Annotated in this window: 23 protein-coding genes; 12 read left to right on the plus strand and 11 right to left on the minus strand. The window is 58.3% G+C overall.

Translation table 11 applies throughout. The features are described 5' to 3' along the window. Positions 1 to 42 precede the first annotated feature (42 nt). From VF639_RS11775 to fumC, 5 genes are all read right to left on the minus strand, one after another. Positions 43 to 441 (minus strand): diacylglycerol kinase family protein, encoded by a 399-nt coding sequence (locus VF639_RS11775; protein ID WP_331146101.1) that lies wholly within the window; start codon positions 439 to 441, stop codon positions 43 to 45. Next, complete coding sequence (locus tag VF639_RS11780) at positions 428 to 1,027, minus strand: GNAT family N-acetyltransferase (protein ID WP_331146102.1); 600 nt, start codon at positions 1,025 to 1,027, stop codon at positions 428 to 430. The genes VF639_RS11775 and VF639_RS11780 overlap by 14 nt, the downstream gene beginning before the upstream one ends. Before the next feature lie 101 nt (positions 1,028 to 1,128). After that, positions 1,129 to 1,317 (minus strand): hypothetical protein, encoded by a 189-nt coding sequence (locus VF639_RS11785; protein WP_331146103.1) that lies wholly within the window; start codon positions 1,315 to 1,317, stop codon positions 1,129 to 1,131. 621 nt (positions 1,318 to 1,938) lie between these two features. Next, a complete protein-coding gene (locus tag VF639_RS11790; protein WP_331146104.1) occupies positions 1,939 to 3,006 on the minus strand; it encodes a DHH family phosphoesterase in 1,068 nt (355 codons plus the stop codon). Between the two features lie 135 nt (positions 3,007 to 3,141). After that, positions 3,142 to 4,542 (minus strand): class II fumarate hydratase, encoded by a 1,401-nt coding sequence (gene fumC, locus VF639_RS11795; RefSeq protein WP_331146105.1) that lies wholly within the window; start codon positions 4,540 to 4,542, stop codon positions 3,142 to 3,144. Positions 4,543 to 4,781: 239 nt separating this feature from the next. Here fumC and VF639_RS11800 point away from each other — a divergent pair, with 239 nt between their 5' ends. Further along, entirely contained in the window at positions 4,782 to 5,033 is a 252-nt protein-coding gene (locus VF639_RS11800) for a hypothetical protein (protein WP_331146106.1), read from the plus strand. An 87-nt stretch (positions 5,034 to 5,120) separates the two neighbouring features. Here the strand turns inward: VF639_RS11800 and VF639_RS11805 are convergent, their stop codons facing one another. Beyond that, a complete protein-coding gene (locus VF639_RS11805; protein WP_331146107.1) occupies positions 5,121 to 6,626 on the minus strand; it encodes a TonB family protein in 1,506 nt (501 codons plus the stop codon). Beyond that, complete coding sequence (locus VF639_RS11810; RefSeq protein ID WP_331146108.1) at positions 6,613 to 7,260, minus strand: RNA polymerase sigma factor; 648 nt, start codon at positions 7,258 to 7,260, stop codon at positions 6,613 to 6,615. The genes VF639_RS11805 and VF639_RS11810 overlap by 14 nt, the downstream gene beginning before the upstream one ends. Positions 7,261 to 7,616: 356 nt before the next feature. Here VF639_RS11810 and VF639_RS11815 point away from each other — a divergent pair, with 356 nt between their 5' ends. The 3 genes from VF639_RS11815 to VF639_RS11825 all read left to right on the plus strand — a co-directional run bounded on the left by VF639_RS11815 (position 7,617) and on the right by VF639_RS11825 (position 9,853). Continuing rightward, positions 7,617 to 8,111: an RNA polymerase sigma factor gene (locus VF639_RS11815; RefSeq protein WP_331146109.1), complete on the plus strand. Its 495-nt coding sequence runs from the start codon at positions 7,617 to 7,619 to the stop codon at positions 8,109 to 8,111. A gap of 140 nt (positions 8,112 to 8,251) precedes the next feature. Then, positions 8,252 to 9,037, plus strand: coding sequence for a hypothetical protein (locus VF639_RS11820; protein WP_331146110.1), 786 nt, complete (start codon positions 8,252 to 8,254; stop codon positions 9,035 to 9,037). Between the two features lie 72 nt (positions 9,038 to 9,109). Then, positions 9,110 to 9,853, plus strand: a complete 744-nt coding sequence (locus VF639_RS11825; protein ID WP_331146111.1) for a TIGR04283 family arsenosugar biosynthesis glycosyltransferase — start codon at positions 9,110 to 9,112, stop codon at positions 9,851 to 9,853. Positions 9,854 to 9,913: 60 nt separating this feature from the next. Here VF639_RS11825 and VF639_RS11830 read toward each other — a convergent pair whose 3' ends face one another. The 4 genes from VF639_RS11830 to VF639_RS11845 form a co-directional block, all read right to left on the minus strand. Further along, positions 9,914 to 10,978: a hypothetical protein gene (locus VF639_RS11830; protein WP_331146112.1), complete on the minus strand. Its 1,065-nt coding sequence runs from the start codon at positions 10,976 to 10,978 to the stop codon at positions 9,914 to 9,916. 349 nt (positions 10,979 to 11,327) lie between these two features. Continuing rightward, entirely contained in the window at positions 11,328 to 12,026 is a 699-nt protein-coding gene (locus VF639_RS11835) for a metallophosphoesterase (RefSeq protein WP_331146113.1), read from the minus strand. 151 nt (positions 12,027 to 12,177) lie between these two features. Further along, positions 12,178 to 12,393, minus strand: a complete 216-nt coding sequence (locus tag VF639_RS11840) for a hypothetical protein (protein WP_331146114.1) — start codon at positions 12,391 to 12,393, stop codon at positions 12,178 to 12,180. A gap of 118 nt (positions 12,394 to 12,511) precedes the next feature. Further along, the gene (locus VF639_RS11845) at positions 12,512 to 13,024 is read right to left on the minus strand and encodes a hypothetical protein (protein ID WP_331146115.1); all 513 of its coding nucleotides are present in this window, start codon (positions 13,022 to 13,024) and stop codon (positions 12,512 to 12,514) included. A 173-nt stretch (positions 13,025 to 13,197) separates the two neighbouring features. Here VF639_RS11845 and VF639_RS11850 point away from each other — a divergent pair, with 173 nt between their 5' ends. The 8 genes from VF639_RS11850 to VF639_RS11885 all read left to right on the plus strand — a co-directional run bounded on the left by VF639_RS11850 (position 13,198) and on the right by VF639_RS11885 (position 19,961). Continuing rightward, on the plus strand, positions 13,198 to 13,764 hold the full coding sequence (locus VF639_RS11850; RefSeq protein ID WP_331146116.1) for an NADAR family protein: 567 nt from the start codon (positions 13,198 to 13,200) through the stop codon (positions 13,762 to 13,764). A gap of 185 nt (positions 13,765 to 13,949) precedes the next feature. Further along, positions 13,950 to 14,204, plus strand: a complete 255-nt coding sequence (locus VF639_RS11855; protein WP_331146117.1) for a 4a-hydroxytetrahydrobiopterin dehydratase — start codon at positions 13,950 to 13,952, stop codon at positions 14,202 to 14,204. A 139-nt stretch (positions 14,205 to 14,343) separates the two neighbouring features. Next, positions 14,344 to 15,072: a 16S rRNA (cytidine(1402)-2'-O)-methyltransferase gene (gene rsmI, locus VF639_RS11860; RefSeq protein WP_331146118.1), complete on the plus strand. Its 729-nt coding sequence runs from the start codon at positions 14,344 to 14,346 to the stop codon at positions 15,070 to 15,072. After that, positions 15,062 to 16,801, plus strand: coding sequence for an apolipoprotein N-acyltransferase (lnt, locus tag VF639_RS11865; protein WP_331146119.1), 1,740 nt, complete (start codon positions 15,062 to 15,064; stop codon positions 16,799 to 16,801). The genes rsmI and lnt overlap by 11 nt, the downstream gene beginning before the upstream one ends. A 189-nt stretch (positions 16,802 to 16,990) precedes the next feature. Next, complete coding sequence (locus VF639_RS11870; protein ID WP_331146120.1) at positions 16,991 to 17,785, plus strand: inositol monophosphatase family protein; 795 nt, start codon at positions 16,991 to 16,993, stop codon at positions 17,783 to 17,785. Between the two features lie 125 nt (positions 17,786 to 17,910). After that, positions 17,911 to 18,105 carry a FeoB-associated Cys-rich membrane protein gene (locus tag VF639_RS11875; protein WP_331146121.1) on the plus strand — a complete coding sequence of 65 codons (195 nt, stop codon included), beginning with the start codon at positions 17,911 to 17,913 and terminating at the stop codon, positions 18,103 to 18,105. 121 nt (positions 18,106 to 18,226) lie between these two features. Next, positions 18,227 to 18,568, plus strand: coding sequence for a hypothetical protein (locus VF639_RS11880; RefSeq protein ID WP_331146122.1), 342 nt, complete (start codon positions 18,227 to 18,229; stop codon positions 18,566 to 18,568). A gap of 97 nt (positions 18,569 to 18,665) precedes the next feature. Continuing rightward, positions 18,666 to 19,961, plus strand: coding sequence for an erythromycin esterase family protein (locus VF639_RS11885; RefSeq protein ID WP_331146123.1), 1,296 nt, complete (start codon positions 18,666 to 18,668; stop codon positions 19,959 to 19,961). The last annotated feature ends 51 nt before the right edge of the window (positions 19,962 to 20,012 follow it).

Genomic DNA, 20,012 nt, shown 5'->3' on the forward strand with positions numbered 1-20,012 from the left:
CTCTCGCTACCTCACCTGTCACCTCCTCTCCTCAACCTTATGCTACAGCAGCGCCCATATTCGCGGACCGAATATCAGCGCCCCAACTACCAGAGCGGCTATGGCGCCCACTAACACCGCGCCGGCAGCTACGTCTTTGGCCCGGCCGGCCAACGGATGATACTCCGGCGATACCAGATTCACCACGGCTTCCACGGCCGTATTCACTAACTCCAGGCTCCACACCAACCCTACTGCCAGTGCTACAAGCGCCCACTCCACCCAACTAAGCTGAAAATAGAACCCGAGCCCAATCACCACCACCGTGGCCACAGCGTGGAATTGCAGGTGAATTTCAGAGCGTAACGCTGCTACTACGCCCCGAAACGCATAGCCAAAGCTAGCGGCCCGGCGGCGCATAAGGGCCGGAAACCGGCGGGGCCCCAACTCAGGCTGATTCACGGTTGTCGAACTCGCGGAACGCACCTTGGCGCAACACATTCCACTCGGGCTTGATGACGCTGAAAATCACCGTGTCGCGCCGCCGGCCGCCTTGGGTGTAGCGGTGACTGCGCAGGACGCCTTCCTCGGTAGCTCCCATGCGCCGCATTGCGTCCCTCGACTTCTGATTGTGCGAATCGGTTTCTAGCTCCACTCGCTCACAGGCAAGCGCTTCAAACGCGTGCCGAAACAGTAGGTACTTTGCTGCCCGGTTCAAGCCAGTGCGCTGAAAATCAGTACCCACCCAAGTATAGCCGATAGACAAGCGCGCTTCCTCGGCATTGATGTTGTAGTAGCTGGTGCTGCCTGCCACCCGGTCGGTGTCTTTGTCGATGATCAGGAAGGGGTAACGTTGTTGCAGGTCGCGGCCGTGCATGGCGGCGGCAATGTAGGCGGCCAGGCTGATCCGGTCATCGGCGCGGGTGAGGGTGTACTGCCACAGTTCGGGCTCGAAGGCAACGGACTGCAGAATCTCAAAATCGGTGGCCGCCAACGGGCGCAGCAACACCCGGTTGTTTTCGAGAATGACGTCCTGAGAGAAGTCCATACAACTGACAAGTAAGAGTGAGACAGGTCAAAGATGCCCCGAAAAAAGAAAAGCCACCACTCCAAAGTGGAGCGGCGGCTTTTCAACACCTGTAATTTCAGTTAAAAAGCGTACGTGTAGCCGGGTATCTGAGGGTAAGGTTTAATCACCACGTACTCAGGTCCATCGGCCAGTGCAATTATGCGCTCTATTTCTTCTGGCTTCAAGGTTTGATTTTGCGCTTTGCGTAATTCCAGTTCCGCCTGACGAGAATTTGTTTTCTTAGAACGTTTCGCGACAGATGTTTTCATAATCAGCAGCAATAGAAGCAAAAAAAGCCGAGTGGGAGGTTACAGCCCTTGGCAATACTAAAATGTTACTGGTTTCGGGACGACCTATAATCTCATAGCGCTCCGTGAACCCAAAGCAAGCTTGCGGGCCGCGGCTAATGTTTGGGCAATAATATCGAGCACGGTAGCGCCTAGCTTACCGGCGGCATGCTGGTGCGTACGCAACCGGTAGCGGTGAACATATGTGCACCTTGGCATAGAAATCAACCGTGTACAAATGCCCGGCATATTCGCGCACTTCCACTAAGAGCCTATCCGAATAGGTCTTGTCATTCCGACGCAGGAGGAATCTGGGTAAGCCTTTCTGGCGGTTTCAGTCAGATTCCTCCTGCGTCGGAATGACAAGACCTATTCGGATAGGCTCTAAGTATTTGCGGCGCGAATCGGGTGTACGGACGAACAATTGTATACCCACTCAGAAAGCCAGCTACCTAGCCGCAGCCGATTACGATTGCGTTGCACGAGGCGATAAGGCAGAATGGCATTGAACATAAGTTTCCTTTTAGGCTGAAGCGGAGAAGGTAGGGCTTAGTGCTGAGACACAGTGGATAAGCTTGCGCGCAACTGCTTGGTAGCACCCCATTACTTCCCAAACCCAAGCCCCTGTAGCAGCAGCGCGTACTGTGCCGGAGGCAGGTGGCCCCCGCTGGCCTGTGGATGACCGTGCGCGAAATTAGCAGGCGGCTCAGCGCCAATACGGGCAAAGGCTTCGCGCAATATATTGGGAATGTGCAGATTAGTACTAGCAGCCCGCCCCGACACGGCCACTACGCCATCGGGCAGGTAGCCTAAGTTAGCGCACAGCACCACCCGGTCGGGCAGGCGCTGAATCCACTGTTGCGCGATAAGCGGGTGAATCTGGCAGGGCGAATCAATGGTGATAACAGCCACCGGCGATGCATTGGGACCAGCCGGCGGGAACTTCGGCGGCAGTTTGCGGGCTACAGCCAGGGCCGCCGCCACTTCGGCGCGGTAGCCGGCCAAGGTGGCGTCTTGAGCCAGGCCGCGCGGATTGTCGTCGTGTAGGAGGTAGCGCAGGGGCAGTTCCAGGTTGAAAGAGCCGGCGCGGCGGGCGGCGTTGCACATGGCTACGGCTTCCTTCAACCACTTGGCAGTATGCTGCTTCTTGGTTTCGGGCAGCGGTGGCCACGGGGCTTGGTCGCCGAGGTCAGAAAGGATGCCGATGGCGGCCACCCACTGCAAATCAGTTATGTCGGCTTCGGCAGCTAGCAGCTCGTAAGCCAGCCACGCCGAGCAAGGCACTGGGCCGAGACCGTAACCAGTGAGCACCGTGCTGCCCGCTGGAGGTGTACCTTCCGGAATGTGGTGGTCGACGTAGAGCACTGGCACACCGGCTGCTTCTAAAGTCCCGTGTTCATGCACGCCCAAATCCGTGACGATGAGGGCATCAGGCTTACGCACCAGCAGCTTCTCGTGGACACCGGGTGTCAGGAAAGCGTTTTCGCCCTTGCCCGACGGCAACACCTCCACCTGCCATTCCGCATTGATCCGGTTCAGACCGCGCCCAAATAAAGCCCCGGCCGCCAGCCCATCGGCATCGAAGTGACAGTACACCACCACATGGCCTCCGGCCGGAATTTGGTCGAGAAAAGCACGAAAAGGCGCTACAAACTGAGGATAAGCAGGCATGAAAACGGGCAGCCGGCCAAGTAGCCAGCTGCCCGTTGTTCGTAAACTGTGTTGGTAAGGTTCGGGGAGGAGGAGTTGAGGAGCCAGGAGCTAGGAGCTAGGAGCTAAAATATAACTCCTAGCTCCTCAACTCCTTTACTTAATCTCACCTACCATGTCTTCGGGCTTCAACCACTCATCGAACTGCTCCTCGGTGAGGTAGCCTAGTTGGAGGGCAGTTTCTTTCAGGGTTGAACCGTTTTTGTGGGCAGTTTGGGCAATTTCAGCGGCTTTGTAGTACCCAATGTGCGGGTTGAGGGCCGTTACCAGCATCAGGCTACTGTCGACGTGCTTCTTGATGTTGGCCTCGATGGGTTCGATGCCGACCGCGCACTTGTCGTTGAAGCTTACGCACACGTCGCCGATGAGGCGGGCGGAGTGCAGGAAGTTGTAAATCATAACCGGCTTGAACACGTTTAGCTCGAAGTGGCCGTTCATGCCACCGATGTTGATGGCCACGTCGTTGCCCATCACTTGGGCGGCCACCATGGTCATGGCTTCGGCTTGGGTGGGGTTCACTTTGCCGGGCATGATGCTAGAGCCGGGCTCGTTGTCGGGGATGTGCAGCTCGCCGATGCCCGCGCGGGGGCCGGAAGCCAGCAGACGGGTGTCGTTGGCAATCTTCATGAGGCTGGCAGCCACCGTTTTGAGGGCACCGTGGGCTTCCACAATGGCGTCGTGGGCGGCCAGGGCTTCAAACTTGTTTTCGGCGGTGATGAAAGGTAGGCCCGTTAGATCGGCAATGTGCTTAGCCACGTTTTCCGAGTAGCCGGGGGGGGTGTTGATACCCGTGCCGACGGCCGTACCACCGAGGGCCAGCTCCGAAAGGTGGGCCAGCGTGTTTTTAATGGCGCGCAGGCCGTGGTCGAGCTGCGAAACGTAGCCCGAAAACTCCTGCCCCACTGTCAGCGGCGTGGCGTCCATGAGGTGGGTGCGGCCGATTTTGACGATGTGCATGAACTGCTCGGACTTAGCGCGGAGCGTGTCGCGCAGCTTCTCGAGGCCCGGAATCGTGACTTCCACCAGAATCTTATAGGCCGCAATGTGCATGGCTGTGGGGAAGGTGTCGTTGCTGCTTTGGCTTTTGTTTACGTCATCGTTGGGGGCCAGCACCTTCTTTTCGTCGGCGAGGCTGCCGCCTTGCAGCACGTGGCCGCGGTAGGCTACCACCTCGTTCACGTTCATGTTCGACTGCGTACCCGAACCCGTTTGCCACACCACCAGCGGAAACTCCTTGTCGAGCTTGCCTTCCAGAATTTCGTCGCACGCCCGGCCAATCAGCTCGGCTTTGTCGGCGGGCAGGATACCGGCGTCGCGGTTGGTGAGGGCCGCGGCTTTCTTGAGATAGGCGAAGGCGCGGATGATTTCCTTGGGCATCCGGTTGATGTCCTGCGCAATCTGGAAGTTGTCGATGGAGCGTTGCGTCTGAGCGCCGTAGTAGGCGTCGGCGGGCACCTGCACGGTACCCATGGTGTCTTTCTCGGTGCGAAACTGCATAGTTGGGAGCTTGTTTTTGGTTTATGGTTGCTGGTTTATAGTTGCTGGTATCGGCTGCTCAAAAACCAGAAACTGAAAACCAGAAACCAAGAAGAAGATGGCGGGCAAAAGTACACAGGGCGCAGGGCTCCGAAGTAGCTAGTTCAAAATTCTGTTATCAGTAAGCTCTTACGAGGCGGATGTAGTCAGGCGGCAAGGCTCTTGCGTACAACTACGCAACCATCCTTTCTTTTTGCGTTATGAAAAAAACTTTTGAATCAGAATCCGACGCTTTAGCTACGCCTTCTACCACCCCAACTACGGCGCAAGCGCCTGCTACTACCCCCGGCTCCGAAGAAACTTCCAGTCAACAGCCCCCGGTACCCACCAGCGGCAACGGCGCCCCCGACTACAGTGAAGTGGAAATCAAAACCGAATCCGACCTGCCCCAACCCGAAAAGCCCGGCGGCAGTGCCACCGAACCCGAAAGCGGCGGCGGCTACAGCGGCTAGAGAGAGAAGTGGTGAATGAGTGAAGTAGCCTACGTCTGCTGATGTGTGCACCATTCGCGCCGTAGGTTACTTCACTCATTCACTCACTTACTCATTCACTCTAAAGGAAACCGTAATTTCTACGGTGCGGGCGGTGCGGCGGCCTTTTTGAATGGCGGGGTACCATTTGGGACCTTCTTTGAGCAGGCGAATGGCTTCGGCGTCGCACTCTTCGGAGAGGCCGCGCACAACTTTAATGTTTTCAAGGCTGCCATCTTCGGCTACTACAAAGCTGAGTTTGACGTTTCCTTCTTTCCCGTCTTTCAGTGCCTTCTCCGGATACTGAAGTTCCTGCTTTAGGTACGCACGGAACGCTTGGTAACCGCCGGCCGGCAGCGCCCCAATCGACATGGGTGCGGGTGGCCGTTCGCGGCGCACCACTACTACTTCGTTGAGCGACTTGGTATCGGGCGCCAGCGCCAGGGCCAGGGTACTATCAGCGGAGTTGATGGCTTGCTCCGAGGAACTAAATCCAATAGAGTGGAAGGCTATCGTCTTGACCGACTCAGGCACTAAAAGTGAAAACGAGCCGTCGGCGGCTGTGCTAGATCCGATGGCCGTGCCTTTGGCCAGCACCGTTACGCCGGGTAGACCGGCGCCGCTGCTACGGTCCGTGACCCGGCCGCGCACCACGCGCATCCCGGCCGGAGCAGGTGCTGCCGATGCAATCTGGCCCTCCAGCTTTCCAGGAGTTGCTGCGGCTGACGCTGGTTCGGTTTGAATACCAGCTATTCTGCCAGCCAAAGCGGCGCGCGTGTTGGCTGCCTTCGACTTAGCCTTGGCGTATTCTCCTTGCTTCTGCTCATAAACAGGCGCCGCATTGCCACGGGCAAACTGCGTGGTGTCTGCCTGAGGCTCCTTGGCAGAAACAACACCCTCCACGCTACCAAATCCATCTGAAGCTGCCATACTCGCATCGGAAAGGTTGTCGTCAGCAGGTGCTTTTGCCGACGTAGCCTGCTGCTGGCGTTGTGCCCGGAGAAGTACGCGGGGCAGCTTGGTTGCAACTGGTGCTATTTCCTTTTGTGCTGGCACCGGTGCGGCGGCTATGGCATGGTCTGCAACTTCCGCATTGGCCCCCGATTTCTGCGGCGTTTGATTCGGCTTTGGCAAAGATTCCTGCATAGCGCCCGCCTTTCTTTCTATCTGACGCATAGCTACTTGCGGAGCGGCAGCGGGGCCTTCGGTAGTACGACGCACGCCTAGCCACACCCCCGTACCTACGAGCAGCAAAAGCACGGCCGCTACCAATTGGCGCCAGGGCCACATCGGTACCACGGGTGTAGCATCGGGCGTTTCTTCAGCTAGGCGGGCGCGGAGGCGGGTTTGCAGGTCGCTTAACGCTTGGTCGGTGGTGGCGAGGTCAGTTTGGGAAAGGCCTTCGAGGAGGTCGGCGCAACGGGCGCAGGTTAGCGTATGGGCTTCTACGCGGTGCTGCTCGGCGGCCGACAACGTGCCGGCCACATACTGCCGCAGCACCGCCAGGGGCAGGTGCTGCCCCCCCGACGAGTCGGGGGACAGTTGGGAAGCAGGAGACTGGTCAGCGGGCCGCATCAGAAGAGAAAGACGTAGTGGGCGGTGAAGCTTCGAGGTGGCGCTTGAGGTTGCGCTTACCGTTTTGCAAATGACTTTTTACCGTATTTAAGTCGTAGCCGGTTTCCTGGCTGATGTCGCGGTAGCACTTCTTTTCCAGAAAGAACAGCTCCAGACATCGTCGTTGACCTTCGGGAAGGGTACCCAAGGCGAGTTCGAGGGCTTGGAGGCGGGCTTCGGTGAAGGTGGCTTCGTCGGGGTCATCGTCCTGTAGATGCTCGGCCACCACCGATTCCATATCGGCCGCATCGGGAAAATGCAGCACTAAGGCGCCGCCTCGGTCGGGGCCGGGGCGTTGGCGGGCCCGCAGCACCATCAAACAATGATTACGGGCGGTAGCATGCAGCCAAGCCGGAAAGTTGTCTACTTCATGGCGGCGCAGCTTTTCCACCAACTGCTCGAAAAGCTGCATCACGGCGTCTTGCGCATCGGCGTCGCCGGGCCCTAGATACCGTCTGCAAATAGCAAACACTTCCGGCATGTGCCGCTCATAAAGCACCCCCAAGTCCGCCACCGCGCCGTGCTGACGGTAACGGGCCAGCAGCTCCTCGTCGGATAACTCAGTTGGCGACTTAGGACGGCGTTTGAAGAACATAGGACTACGCAGGCCTGACCCTGGTAGCCCTCCTTGGGCTTGCCAGCCGCTGGCTGCTCCGCCAAGATACGGCAGTTGCCGTTGCGACCAAGGGCAACAGTACCGCGCAGCTTCTGCTTCTGCGAACGAGTAGAGCGGGAAGCTTCGGACTACATTATTTGGCTTGGCGACTACCGCTTAATTGCACAGAGGTTTTATTGAATTGTCCGCTACGGCGAATCTTTCACTTAGAGGCCCTAGAGCACCCAAAAAGCCCGTTCGTTCCTGGCTGCCTACCGTAATTCGGCAGTATCTTGTTCCACTTTCGCCTGCGGTTTGCGGGTGTAATCTTTGGTTTTTCGTCTTTTCCTGGTGCCGTGCCACAGCCTCTAGCCGATACGCTGACCCACCTACGCGTGGGCAACCAGACTTTCCTGATCAACTTCTATCAGGACCACCGCGACGACTTTGCGGAGTGGGCGCGCCAGCACCAACAACTCGCCCGGCCCGCTGCCCACGAGCTGTTGCGCTCGGTGCTGGTCGAGTTCTACAACCAAGTGGCCGACGGCCGCCTCACCAAGCTCCCGCCCGACCTGCGTGCGCACGTGTACAGCATGGCCGAGGAACTGCCCCAAACGGTGACCACTACCGCCGCACTGCCCGCCGCCGAAGCCAGTCGGCGTCGCCGGCTGCTTGGCCTCTTCGGGCAACTCAGCTCCGACTGCCAGCAGGTACTGATGTTCTTTTACTTCCGCGGCTACAACTTCAAGAAGCTAGCCGGCAAGATGGGCTTCGCCAATGCCACTGTCGGCCGCATACAGAAGTCGAGCTGCCTGCGCCGCTTGTATGAAATGCACTTGCGGGCCGGTTGATGATTGTCGATTGTTAATGGTTTTACCAAGGATTTCTTACAGAGCATCAGTTCAATGCTATAATTCTTATTTTTTACCCTATTTGCCCACTAAAAAGTTAATAATCAATTATTAACAATCAGCAACCAACAACTCTTTCCATGGACCTGCGCCCTTATTTAGATGAACTGGAACGCTTTGCGGACGGGCAACTGTCGGAGGCGGAGCAGGAGGTATTTGAGCTGCGGCTGGCGCAGGACGAAAAGCTGAGCGCCGCGTACGAAGAATACGAGCAGTTCACGGCCGACCTGCGCTGGGTGGCCGGCCACGAAGCCCTCCGCCTCCGCCTCCGCAACCTCGACAAGCGCCTCGACGAGCGGCAAGTAGCGCTGGCTAGCATACAGAACCGCACCGCTACTACCCGCGTCCGGTGGGGTCTGGTAGCCGCCATTGTGGCCCTGGTGCTGAGTGTTGGGCTGTGGCTGCTGTTGCGCCCCCGCCCCCTCGATGCCGCCGAAGCCTGGACCCGCTACTACGTGCCCGATCCGGGCTTAACCGAAGTAGCCGCCCAAGCCACCAAAAGTCCGCTGCTGATTGATGCCATGCGCCAATACCGGGCCGGACACTATCAGGCGGCGCTGTACTCGTTGCGGCGCGTTTCCGCCGCCGCCGTTGCCGACGATACGCTGCAATACTACACCGGGGTAGCGCTGCTGCGGCACCAGGAAGCCGGCGCGGCCTGCAGCTACCTCACCCGCGCCACCCGGCAGCCCACTTCGGCTTTGGCCGGCAAGGCGCTTTACCATCTGGCTATGGCCCAGTGGCGCACCAGTCAGTTGCCGCAAGCGCGCACTAATTTGCAAACCGTCGCCACCGATCCACAAAATCCGTATCAGTTGCACGCTCAGCAAGTACTGCGTGCCAAGGTGCTGCTCCCCCACGACTAGTTGCGCGCCCGTCGTGGTGCTTCTGTGCTTGCGCGGCAGCCCCCAACGGTAGTTCTCTAGTCCTCTGATAGTATGCTCCCTGCTTCCACTCAAGCAGCTTCTGCCAGTGTCCCGGCTTTCATTAGCGTAGTAGTTCCTACCTACAAGGAAGTGGACGGCATTGGCCCGCTGGTGCGCTACCTCCAAGAGGCTACGCAGGGCGATAACGCCCTGGAAATCATAGTAGCGGATGCCGATAGTCCTGATGGTACGGCGGCGGCCGCGCGGCAAGCGGGAGCCCGCGTCGTGCAATGTTCGCGCAAGGGCCGAGCCACTCAACTCAACTGCGGGGCCCGCCACGCCACCGGCGACATTCTTTATTTTTTGCACGCCGACACCTACCCGCCGGTCGGCTTCAACCAGGAAATACGAGCGGCCGTGAAGCAGGGCAGCGGAGCCGGCTGCTACCGGCTGGCTTTCGACCACCCAAGCTGGTTTCTGAAAGTGAATGCCTGGTTCACGCGCTTCAGCTTGGAATTATTTCGCTTCGGCGACCAAAGCTTATTTGCTCGCCGGGAGTTGTTCAGCCAGATTGGGGGCTACCGGGAAGACATGCTCGTGCTGGAAGACCAGGAAATCACGCGGCGGCTCCGGCGCGTGGCCCCGTTTCAGATCCTGCCGGGCCCCATCGTCACCTCGGCCCGCAAATACCGCGAAAACGGCGTCTGGCGGCTCCAGAGCATCTACTACCTGATTACGATGCTGCATCGGCTTGGTGCCTCTCAGCAAAGCCTGGTAAACCTATACCGCACGATGATCCGGCAGGACAAGGTGTGAAGCAGTGAATTTTCTTACTTGGTAGGCAACTCGTAGCCTCTGGCTCGCTGACTATCCTGGTTACTTTTTACGCCGCCGTAAGGGATTTTGAATCAGCTCGTTGCCGATAAAATTTTGGCCGTTGGTGGCCTGGTATTGCTGATAGCGCTCGGCTTCTATCTTGCGCCGGTCCACAAAATAGAGGCCGCCGCGGAAGCCACGACGCCGCACCCACTGGTTGATGAGGAAGGCGTGGGTCTTCTCTAGCTTGTTCACGTCGCGGGCGGCTACACCGTATTCACCCTGGAAGTACAGCGTCGGGTTTACGGGGGTGCGCACGATGCTGGCCGTGTCGCCGCGGCGCAGGCGTTCGGTATCGGCCACCCATTTCCCGTTGATGATGTTCACGGCGGGGTAGGGCGAGGGGTTGCCCCACATAACGCGGCGCTGCGCCCCATTCACGTTGGCAAACCACGGCAAATGCGACATCACGAAGGCCGAAAAATAGGCGTAGGATACGGGGTCGTAGTTCCTCTCCCGAAACACCAACGTCACCTCCCGGCGCTCCGCCCGAATCAGGCGGCGTAACTCTTTCCGAAACCGCGAATCAGCTAAGTAGTCCAGCGCTTCGGCGAAATTATTGAACAGCAGGGTGAGGCCGTTGTAGTGCACTGCGCCGTGCAAGTAGTTGATGGCGTGCGGCATGCGACGGCGCGAGCCATGCGGAATCTCCGGCGTCGGCACCGATTTGCCGACCATGCCCGCCAGGAACTTGCCCACCTTGCTTACTATCACTTCATCGGCCTCGGGGGTGTAGCCGGCTTCCACCCACTGCGTACCCACGGTGGTCCGAAACACTAGGTTGCGCGGCCATACGGGTCCCTGCGCGTCCGGCATCTGCCCTGTCACCCACGGGTGCCCGGCCGCAAGCAGGCCGGCTGGCATTTTATGCATCGTTAGCAACCGCATTACATTCAGCGCGCCGCCCGTGTTGTGAATCAGGTTGCCCCGCACGATGTTCTGCACCAGAAAGACCCGCTCTTTCACCCAAGCCCGTTTCCGCAGCCGGGCCGGCGGAGTGGCAGCGGTGCGCAGGTGAGGCACCGGCATATTGGCGGGCAAGGCAGAGGCTTGAATATCAGGCATGAAGGCTAGAGTTAGGCAGGCACTTTTAGGCTACCTAAAGCTACACGAATTGCCGAGCTATTTTCGTGTGTGCACCCTTTGAATTAGGAAGACCGCAACAGCATCACCTAGGAGCGGACAGTCCCAAGAAAACCGTCCTGCTCATCTGGCATCCGCGGAGCCGGAGTCGAAGCATCTAGCTCGTATAGTAAACTCAACGAAGTATGCCAGATGCTTGCTGCGTCCGTATGACAATAGCATTACAACCTCAGCACGCGAGATGAGCAGGACGTGCTGAATTTCATGCAGTTAGCTATTGCGTTGTCCACTGTCCGTACAAGCTTAAACTAACTTCGTGAAAATAAGCTCGTTATCGGCGGGCAATTTCATAGGCTGGCTCGATGTTGCGTTGCAACGTCAGCTCGAAAGAGTCGAGGTTGAGGGCGGCTAGGTGGGCTAGTTCAGGGTTGTGGCGGTAGACGCAGCCAGTATCGAGGCCGATGGCCTGGGCTTTCACCCGGGCTTGACGCTGCACTTCCGCCGTGGGCGTGGGTACGTGGCCGTGCAGCAGGCGCCGGCCTTGCAGACGGGCCGCGTCGAAGGTGAATTGCTTGATGTTGAGCATAGTGTGCCAGTCGGTGCGCATCTGATCGGGGGGCAGGCGGAAGTTGTAGCCGGCATGTACCAGCGTAAAGCCTTCGATATCGAGCTGATAAGGCAGCTCGTCGAGCCAGGTGAGGTAGGGAGCCGGAATATCTTCGGGGCGGGTCACACCGAAGCTTTCCAGGGTGAGCGCACGGTCGGCGGCTGAGGCCCACGTGAGGTCGTGCTGGCCGCGGGCGGCGTCGAGCAGTTCTTGGTCGTGGTTGCCGCGCAGGCAATACACGCGAAGACCGTGTTTCGGCAGTGCCATCAGATAGTCGAGTAGGCCGCGGCTGTTGGGGCCCTTGTTGACGTAGTCGCCGAGCACAAACAGCTCATCTTCTGGCAGTAGCTTTAGCTCATGCTCCAGCAAGTGTTGAAAGGTTTGCAGGCAGCCATGCAAATCGGTGGTAACGTAGCGGGCCATACGTAGCGAGTAAGAACACGGAGACAACAAAAGAACAGTAGGCGTTGAACTGCCCCAATCAGCAGGTTACAAGCTCAACGACAGCAAGTTCATTTAAAAAAGAAAAAGCACCTTTCCGGGGTGGAAGGTGCTTTTCACTTGCTAACAACTCTTAGCTGTAAGGAGGCTTATCGAGCTCCGGCTTATCGAGGTTGCGGTTGGGGTGACGAGTACCGGCATCCTGCGCTTCCTGCTCAAGCCGGTCTTCGGTTTGCTCGTCCCGGTCGTTTACGGGCAAGTTACCGGCGGCTTTAGGCTGCTCAGATTGAGTGGGGCTGCCGTGGTTTTCCTTGGACTGGTGGTTGGTGTTATTGCTTTTGTAAGGCATGGCGTTTGGAAATTTGAGGTGAAGGTTGTGTCAGTGGCTGGTTGTGAGTTGCCCGTTGCCAGGTAGTTATCAAGCAGAAACCAAAACTGGCAATTGGCAACTCACAACGGGTAACTGACTACTGGTCAATTGCTGTGTCGGTGGCGGTGGGGTCAGTGAGGTCGGCGTTGGTACCTTGGCGAGCCAGCACGTCGTTGTTGGGCTGCGGCTGTTCCATCTGGCCCATCCCGACCCGAGAATCAGGGTCTTCCATTTCATCGAGGCCGGTGCGGGCGTCGTCGGCATCTAGCTCATCAACGGGGCGGCGGGCCTCGATACGGGTATCATCGTCGATGAGGTCCGGGTTGGGCATGTCTTGGTTGGCTTGCCGGTTGCGGCCCTGCTCGTCGGAGAGAATATTGTCGGGGGGTAGGGTCGTGGCGTCGGCGTTGCGGTTTTCACCGAGGGCCGTAATGCCGTTGGCCGTATCGGTGCCGTAGCCTTCGCGGCCCTCTCGGTTGCCGAAGCCACCGCGGGCATCTTCATTCTTGGGTGGGTCGCCGCCGGGCGTGATATGGCCAGCAGCCAACTCCTGGTCGGTAGTATCGTCGTTGATAACGCGGACGGGGCGATTCTTAGGGTCGATAGCCATAGGAGTAGTGTGCTCTTGATGGGGAGGTAGGAAAATACTATGTACTGTGGTTTGGGAGTTTGGGTTTAGGTTATGCGCCTCCATTTGCTTACCGGTATGTTTCTCTACAGGGGCGTAATGCTTGTCAACTGCTTGGCTTACTTTCGAAGGAAACCTTTTAAACCTCGCCTGCAATGCCTCCTACTCTACCACCCATCCGGTCAACTGAATCGCTACTCCAGCATCTTGCAGCGGAGGAGCCCGTAAAGTATTTGTTCTTTTGGGGCCACACCGGCCAGCCAGGAGCAGCAGTCGGCAAAGAGTGTTTCAGCCAATGGTATCCGGCGGCCTTCACGCTTGATGGCGACACCTACGCCACCGCCGAGCACTATGTGATGGCCGAAAAAGCCCGCTTGTTTGATGACGAAGCTACCCGCGCTGCTATTCTCCAGGCTCGTCATCCCAACGATGCCAAGAAGTTAGGCCGTGGCGTTCAGAATTTCGATGGTGCCCGTTGGGAGGCGGCGCGCTTCAACATTGTAGTCCAGGGTAATGCCGCCAAGTTCAGCCAGCACCCGGCGCTACAAGAGTTTCTGTTGCAAACCAGGCCCCGCGTGCTGGTAGAAGCTAGCCCGGTAGATGCCATTTGGGGAATAGGGCTAGCGCAAGACAGCCCCCACGCTAACAACCCCACGGAGTGGCAGGGCCTCAACCTGTTAGGCTTTGCCCTAATGGAAGTGCGGGAACAGCTGGCGGCGTAAGACAGAAAAACGTTATACTGAAGCTGGCACCCGCGAAGCGGAGCATCGTCGAAGTATTTCGCTCGAATCGTTGCCACGGTAAGGGCGTTTGCCACCTTAGCCAGACGCTTCGCCAAGCGGGGCCAGCTAGGCTTGGCGGCCTTCTCCGTCCCCTCTACCTTCTAACTTTATCCCCTCTCTACCTCATGTGGATTGAACACGACAATGCCCTCACGCGCACCTTCCGGTTTCCTGACTTCAAGGCGGCCTTCGCTTTCATGACCGACGTAGCCGAGGCGGCCGAGCAACTCGACCATCATCCGTGGTGGGCCAACGAGTACAGTACCGTCGAGTTTCGGCTGCGTACGCACGACGCCGGCAATACCGTCACCAAGCGCGACCATCGGCTAGCCGAAGCCATTGATGAGCTGGCTACCAAGCATGGCGCTGTGGTGAAATAGTGAGGTGGTGAGTAGTGAGTTTGACGTTCGACCTGCGCCAACTGCGCCACTTGGGCAGGTCGAACATCGAACTCACCACCTCACCATTTCACTATTTCACCACCTCACCTCCTCCCCTCAAACACGTACCTTTGCGCCTATGTCGGAACCAGCTGCTACCCTGCTCTACTTAGTGCCCACTCCTATTGGTAACCTCGAGGATATTACCCTACGGGCTATCCGGGTGCTCGGCGAGGTGGATACGGTGCTGGCCGAAGACACCCGTACCAGCGGCCGGCTGCTGCAACACCTGGGGCTGAAAAAGCCGATGCTCAGCTACCACCTTCACAACGAGCACCAGCAAGTGCAGCGCCTGCTGGAGCGGCTCTCAACAGGCGAAACCATGGCGTTGGTATCAGATGCCGGCACGCCCGGAATTTCCGACCCTGGCTTTTTGTTGGTAAGAGAATGTCTGGCTAAGGGCTTGAAAGTGGAATGCTTACCGGGCGCCACGGCGTTCGTGCCAGCGCTGCTGAAGTCAGGCTTCGGGGCCGAGCGGTTTTCGTTTGAAGGATTTCTGCCGGTGAAGAAAGGTCGCCAGACCCGCTTGCGTGAGCTTGCCTTGGAAACCCGCACCCTGATTTTCTACGAGTCGCCGCACCGCATTGTGAAGACGCTAGAGCAGTTGGCCGAGGTGTTGGGGCCGGAGCGGCCGGCTTCGGTGAGCCGGGAGCTGACCAAGCTGTTCGAGGAAACCGTTAACGGAACTTTGGCGGAGCTGGCTACCAACTTCGCGGCTCGCGCCAGCATCAAAGGAGAAATAGTGTTAGTAGTTCAAGGCCGCAAAGATTCTAAAGAGGACCTTAAAGAAGAGCGTCGTGCTGACTAAAAAGATTATACCTACTCCGGTAGTAGCCGGTGGGGCCGAATTAACCCCGATTCGTTTGGCTGCCGGGCAGCCTGCCTTGTTGGCTTTGCTGGGAGCCGGGCTGCTGTGGCTAGGCTGGCCGGTACACCCGGCCCCACTATCGGCGCTGGCGGCCGTGCTGCTGGTGGCGTGGGTGCCGTATCTGCGGATGGAGCAGTTGCTGGTAGCACGCGGCGTTAGTGGCTGGAAGGTGTTTCGCTACACGTATTTGCTGCTGGTGCTCTGGAATGCCTTCACCACGTGGTGGGTGAGTTTCAGCACCTTAGGCGGCGGTATTGCGGCCGTTGTGCTGAACGCGCTGTTGATGTGCATTCCCACCATGGCATTTTATCACACCAAGCGGCTGGCTGGACCGAAGCTCGGCTACCTCTCCCTGCCCATCTACTGGATTGCCTTCGAGCAGCTACACCTGCATTGGGACCTGACCTGGCCCTGGCTTACCCTCGGCAACGGCTTCGCCCAAGCCAACCAATGGGTGCAATGGTACGAGTACACCGGCTTCCTGGGCGGTTCGCTGTGGATATGGGTGGTAAGTGTTCTGGTGTTCCACGCTTGGTTCGGTTTCCAGAATACTAGTACTACTCCTAACAACTCAACATCTGTTCTACATCGGCCCGATGCAGCTCCGCTTGGCCGGCCGCTGGCCACCCGTTGGCTGGCACCGATACTAGCCGTGCTGCTGCCCGTGCTGGCTTCTTACCTCATCGGGGCAACCTATCAGGAGAAAGGCGAAACGGCCGAGGTGCTTGTGGTGCAGCCCAACGTCGACCCGTTTCTGGAGAAGTTCAGCAGCAACCCCAACTTTATTCCCTACGACGCGCAGCTGAGCCGCCTCATTGGCCTGACCGAGCAGCAGCTTACGCCGCAAACCCGACTGGTCCTCTGGCCCGAAACGGCACTAGAGGAAACGTATCTAGAGCAGAATTTCGAGTCGAACTTTAAAGTGGTGCGCCTGCGCGGCTGGCTGCGGCAGCACCCTGGCGTCGAGCTGATTACGGGCATGACTACCGTCAAAATGTATGGCAACAGCAAAGAAGCGGCGACACCGACGGCCCGCTTCCGCGACGACCTAGGCTACTACGACGTCTTCAACACGGCGGCGCATTTCACCAGTGCTACGGCTCCGGTTACATTCTACCACAAGTCCAGGCTGGTGCCGGGCGTGGAGAAGGTACCGGTAGCGCTTACCAAGCTCATTGCCAACATCGACTTGGGCGGTACCGTGGGCTCCTACGGCAGTCAGGACCAGCGGACCGTACTTAAAACCAATACGCCGGCGTTGCGCCTGGCCCCGTCTATCTGCTACGAGTCGGTGTATGGCGACTTCATGGCCGAATACGTCAAGAACGGCGCCACCCTCATCGGCATCATCACCAACGACGGCTGGTGGAGCGACTCGCCCGGCCACAAGCAGCACTTCCAGTACGCCACCCTCCGCGCCATCGAAACCCGCCGCGACATTGCCCGCTCTGCCAACACCGGCATCTCGGGTTTCATCAACCAAAAAGGCGAAGTCCTGACGCGCACCGAGTGGTGGGTGCAAGCCGTTAGCCGCCACGCCGTGCATCTCAACCAAGAGTTAACCTTCTATGTGCAGCACGGCGACCTAATAGGCCCTGCCACGCAGGTGTTAGCGGTGTTGCTGCTGGCATTTGTGCTGGTGCGGCGGTTTAGCAGAGGCGTGGCGTAAGGGTTGCTTGTCATTCCGACGCAGGAGGAATCTGAGTTAAGCCGTTTAAAGATTGTACTCAGATTCCTCCTGCGTCGGAACGACAAAAAGCCTTTTCGTACGAGCTAGGATCTTTGTTAGTACCTAATTCACTCACTTAATCTTGTGATTCATCTACGGCACCAGCCACCGCTTCTGCCATTTCGCCTTATGGATTTCAACCAACTCAGCTTTCAGTTAGCCGCCGTTACCCGTCACGCGGGCCAGTTTATTCGTCAGGAAGCTGCCACCTTCGACCGGGGGCGCGTCGAAACCAAAGGCCTGCACGACCTGGTATCGTACGTTGACAAGGAAACGGAAAAGCTGCTCGTAGCCGGGCTGCGGGAGCTACTGCCCGAAGCGGGCTTCATCACCGAGGAAGGCACTGAAGGCGCCGTGCAAGCCGACGAATACAACTGGATTATCGACCCGCTCGACGGCACCACCAACTTCGTACACGGCCTGCCCTGCTACTCCGTCAGCGTGGCCCTAATGCACCACCAAGAGTTAGTTGCCGGTGTTGTGTATGAGGTAAACCGCGACGAATGCTTCCGCGCTGCCCTCGGCGCCGGGGCCTTCTGCAACGAAATTCCTATCCGCGTCAGCGACATTCCTACGCTCGGCGGCTCCCTGGTTGCCACTGGTTTTCCTTACTCGCAGTTCGGCCAGCTCAACACCTACTTGCAGCTACTAGGCGCCTTCATGCAACGCTCGCACGGTGTCCGCCGCTTTGGTTCCGCTGCCGTCGACCTGGCCTACGTAGCCGCCGGCCGCTTCGAAAGCTTCTTCGAGTTCAACCTCAACTCCTACGACGTAGCCGCCGGCATCCTGCTCGTACGCGAGGCCGGGGGCCGCGTCACGCAGTTTCTGGAAGATGGCGACCCTGTTTTCGGTCGGGAACTGGTGGCCAGCAACGGCCACATCCACCAGGAAATGCAGGATACGATTCGGGAGTTCTGGAAATAGCTCGTTATTCGTTTTTGGTTGCTCGTTTTTGGTTTTTCGCCTTGAAGGCCATTTTCGTTTAAACTGTCCGTCGAAAAACCAAAAACGAGCAACCAAAAACGAACTTCAGTAGTTTTGCTGTCATCATGTGGATTCAGACGCTCATTATTGTTCTGCTTTTTGCCGGGGCTTCCTTTTATGTAGGACGCATTTTCTGGCGGGCCTTTTTCGATAAAACCTCGACAGGATGCGCAAAAGGCTGCGGTGGCGCTTGCGGCACCATCGACGTCGATAGGCTGCAACGCACGATTGAGGCCGCGGCTAACCGGGGCGCGAAGTAGCTGCACATTTCACTTTCCATATTTTTGGCAACCTGCCCCCGTACTGGCTCCGTATAGCCGGTACGGGGGTTTATTTTAACGCCCTTTTAATGCTTCAGCTTTTCAACCGAACTCTACCATCATGCAAGACAAAGAAGAAGAACGCTCACTCATGAAAGTGGAAGAAAAGCTCAACAAGGATGGTTTCACGGCAGATTTTCGCGTGTCCGACGGCCGCCTGCATACCATCAGTGAAGAGCGGAGCAAGAGCTATGCCCCCAACGAAGTAGTGATTGTGGACTTCTACCGCTTCGAGGGCGAGAGTGACCCCGACGATATGTCTATCCTGTATGCCCTGGAAACTTCCGACGGTATCCGGGGCACCATCTCCTCGGCCTACGGCACCTACGGCGACTCCGACGCGCTTGACTTCCTCAAACAGGTAGAAGACCTCGGCAAGAACCTCAAGAAAGACCACAAGTAAGCTTGTCTTTCGTTTGCCATAACCTTTACAGCGTGCGCCCCGAAGCAATTCGGGGCGCACGCTGCCGTTTCTGCCCCTCCCAATCTCGACCACAGCCATGAAAACCAACCTGCCCACCCACCCCCTGCGCACCGCCTCCGACCTCGATCCGCTGATGCAAGCCATTGGCGATGCGCGCATTGTGCTGCTCGGTGAAGCCTCGCACGGCACCGCTGAGTACTACACGTGGCGCGCCACTATCTCGAAGCGGCTCATCCAAGAGAAAGGCTTTCAGTTTATGGCCGTGGAAGGTGACTGGCCCGACTGTTTCGAGGTGAATGCCGCCATCAAGAAAGACGAAGTGACGTACGGCGCGGTGCCCGAACTGCTGCGCACCTTCAACCGCTGGCCCACCTGGATGTGGGGCAATTGGGAAATTGCGGGCCTCGTGGAGTGGCTGCACGCCCACAACCGGCGCCAGCCCATCGAGCAGCGGGTAGGCTTCTATGGGCTCGATGTCTATAGCCTGTGGGAATCGTTGCAGGAGATTATGCACTACGTGGAAAAGCAGGGCCACGGGGCCGTGCAGGCGGCGCAGCGGGCCTTCCAGTGCTTCGAGCCCTACGGCAACGACCCGCAGGAATATGCGCAAGCCATTGCCTACGTTTCCGACGATTGCCAGGACGAGGTGAACGAGATGCTGCGTGCTCTGCGCAAACAAACTGCCAACCAGCAGCCCGACGGCCTAGCCGACCGGGAAACCACGTTCGCGGCCGACCAAAACGCGCTGGTAGCCGTGAATGCCGAGCGCTACTACCGGGCTATGCTGCGCGGCGGCTCTGCCTCCTGGAACGTGCGCGACAACCACATGATGGAAACCCTCACCCGCCTCCTCGACCTGCACGGCCCCGACAGCAAAGCCATCATTTGGGAACACAACACCCACGTCGGCGACGCCCGCTACACCGACATGCGCCGCGAAGACATGGTGAACGTCGGGCAGCTAGCCCGGGACGCCTACGGCCGTGAAAACGTGTTTATTGCGGGTTTCGGCTCCTACGAGGGCTCCGTTATTGCGGGCAAAAAATGGGGTGCTTCCCCCGAAAAGATGACCGTTCCCGCCGCCTCGCGCGACTCTTGGGAAAACCGGCTCCACCAGCAGCTAGCTGGCGACGATGCCCTGCTGCTTTCCTCGGAATTGCATGAGTATAAGGAACTCCAGCAACCCATTGGCCACCGGGCCATCGGCGTGGTGTATCGCCCCGAGTTCGAGCGGTTTGGCAACTACGTGCCCTCCATCATTCCCGACCGGTACGATGCTTTCCTCTTCATCGATCAAACGCAGGCTCTCCACCCCCTCCCCACCCACGTCAACGAGCACAACCCTCCCGATTTGTACCCCTCGGGGCAGTAAGGTGAGGTGGTGAATGGTGAGGTGGTGAAAGGTGAAGTTGTGAGCCATAAG

The organism is Hymenobacter sp. (assembly GCF_036387835.1).
Lineage (GTDB): Bacteria > Bacteroidota > Bacteroidia > Cytophagales > Hymenobacteraceae > Hymenobacter.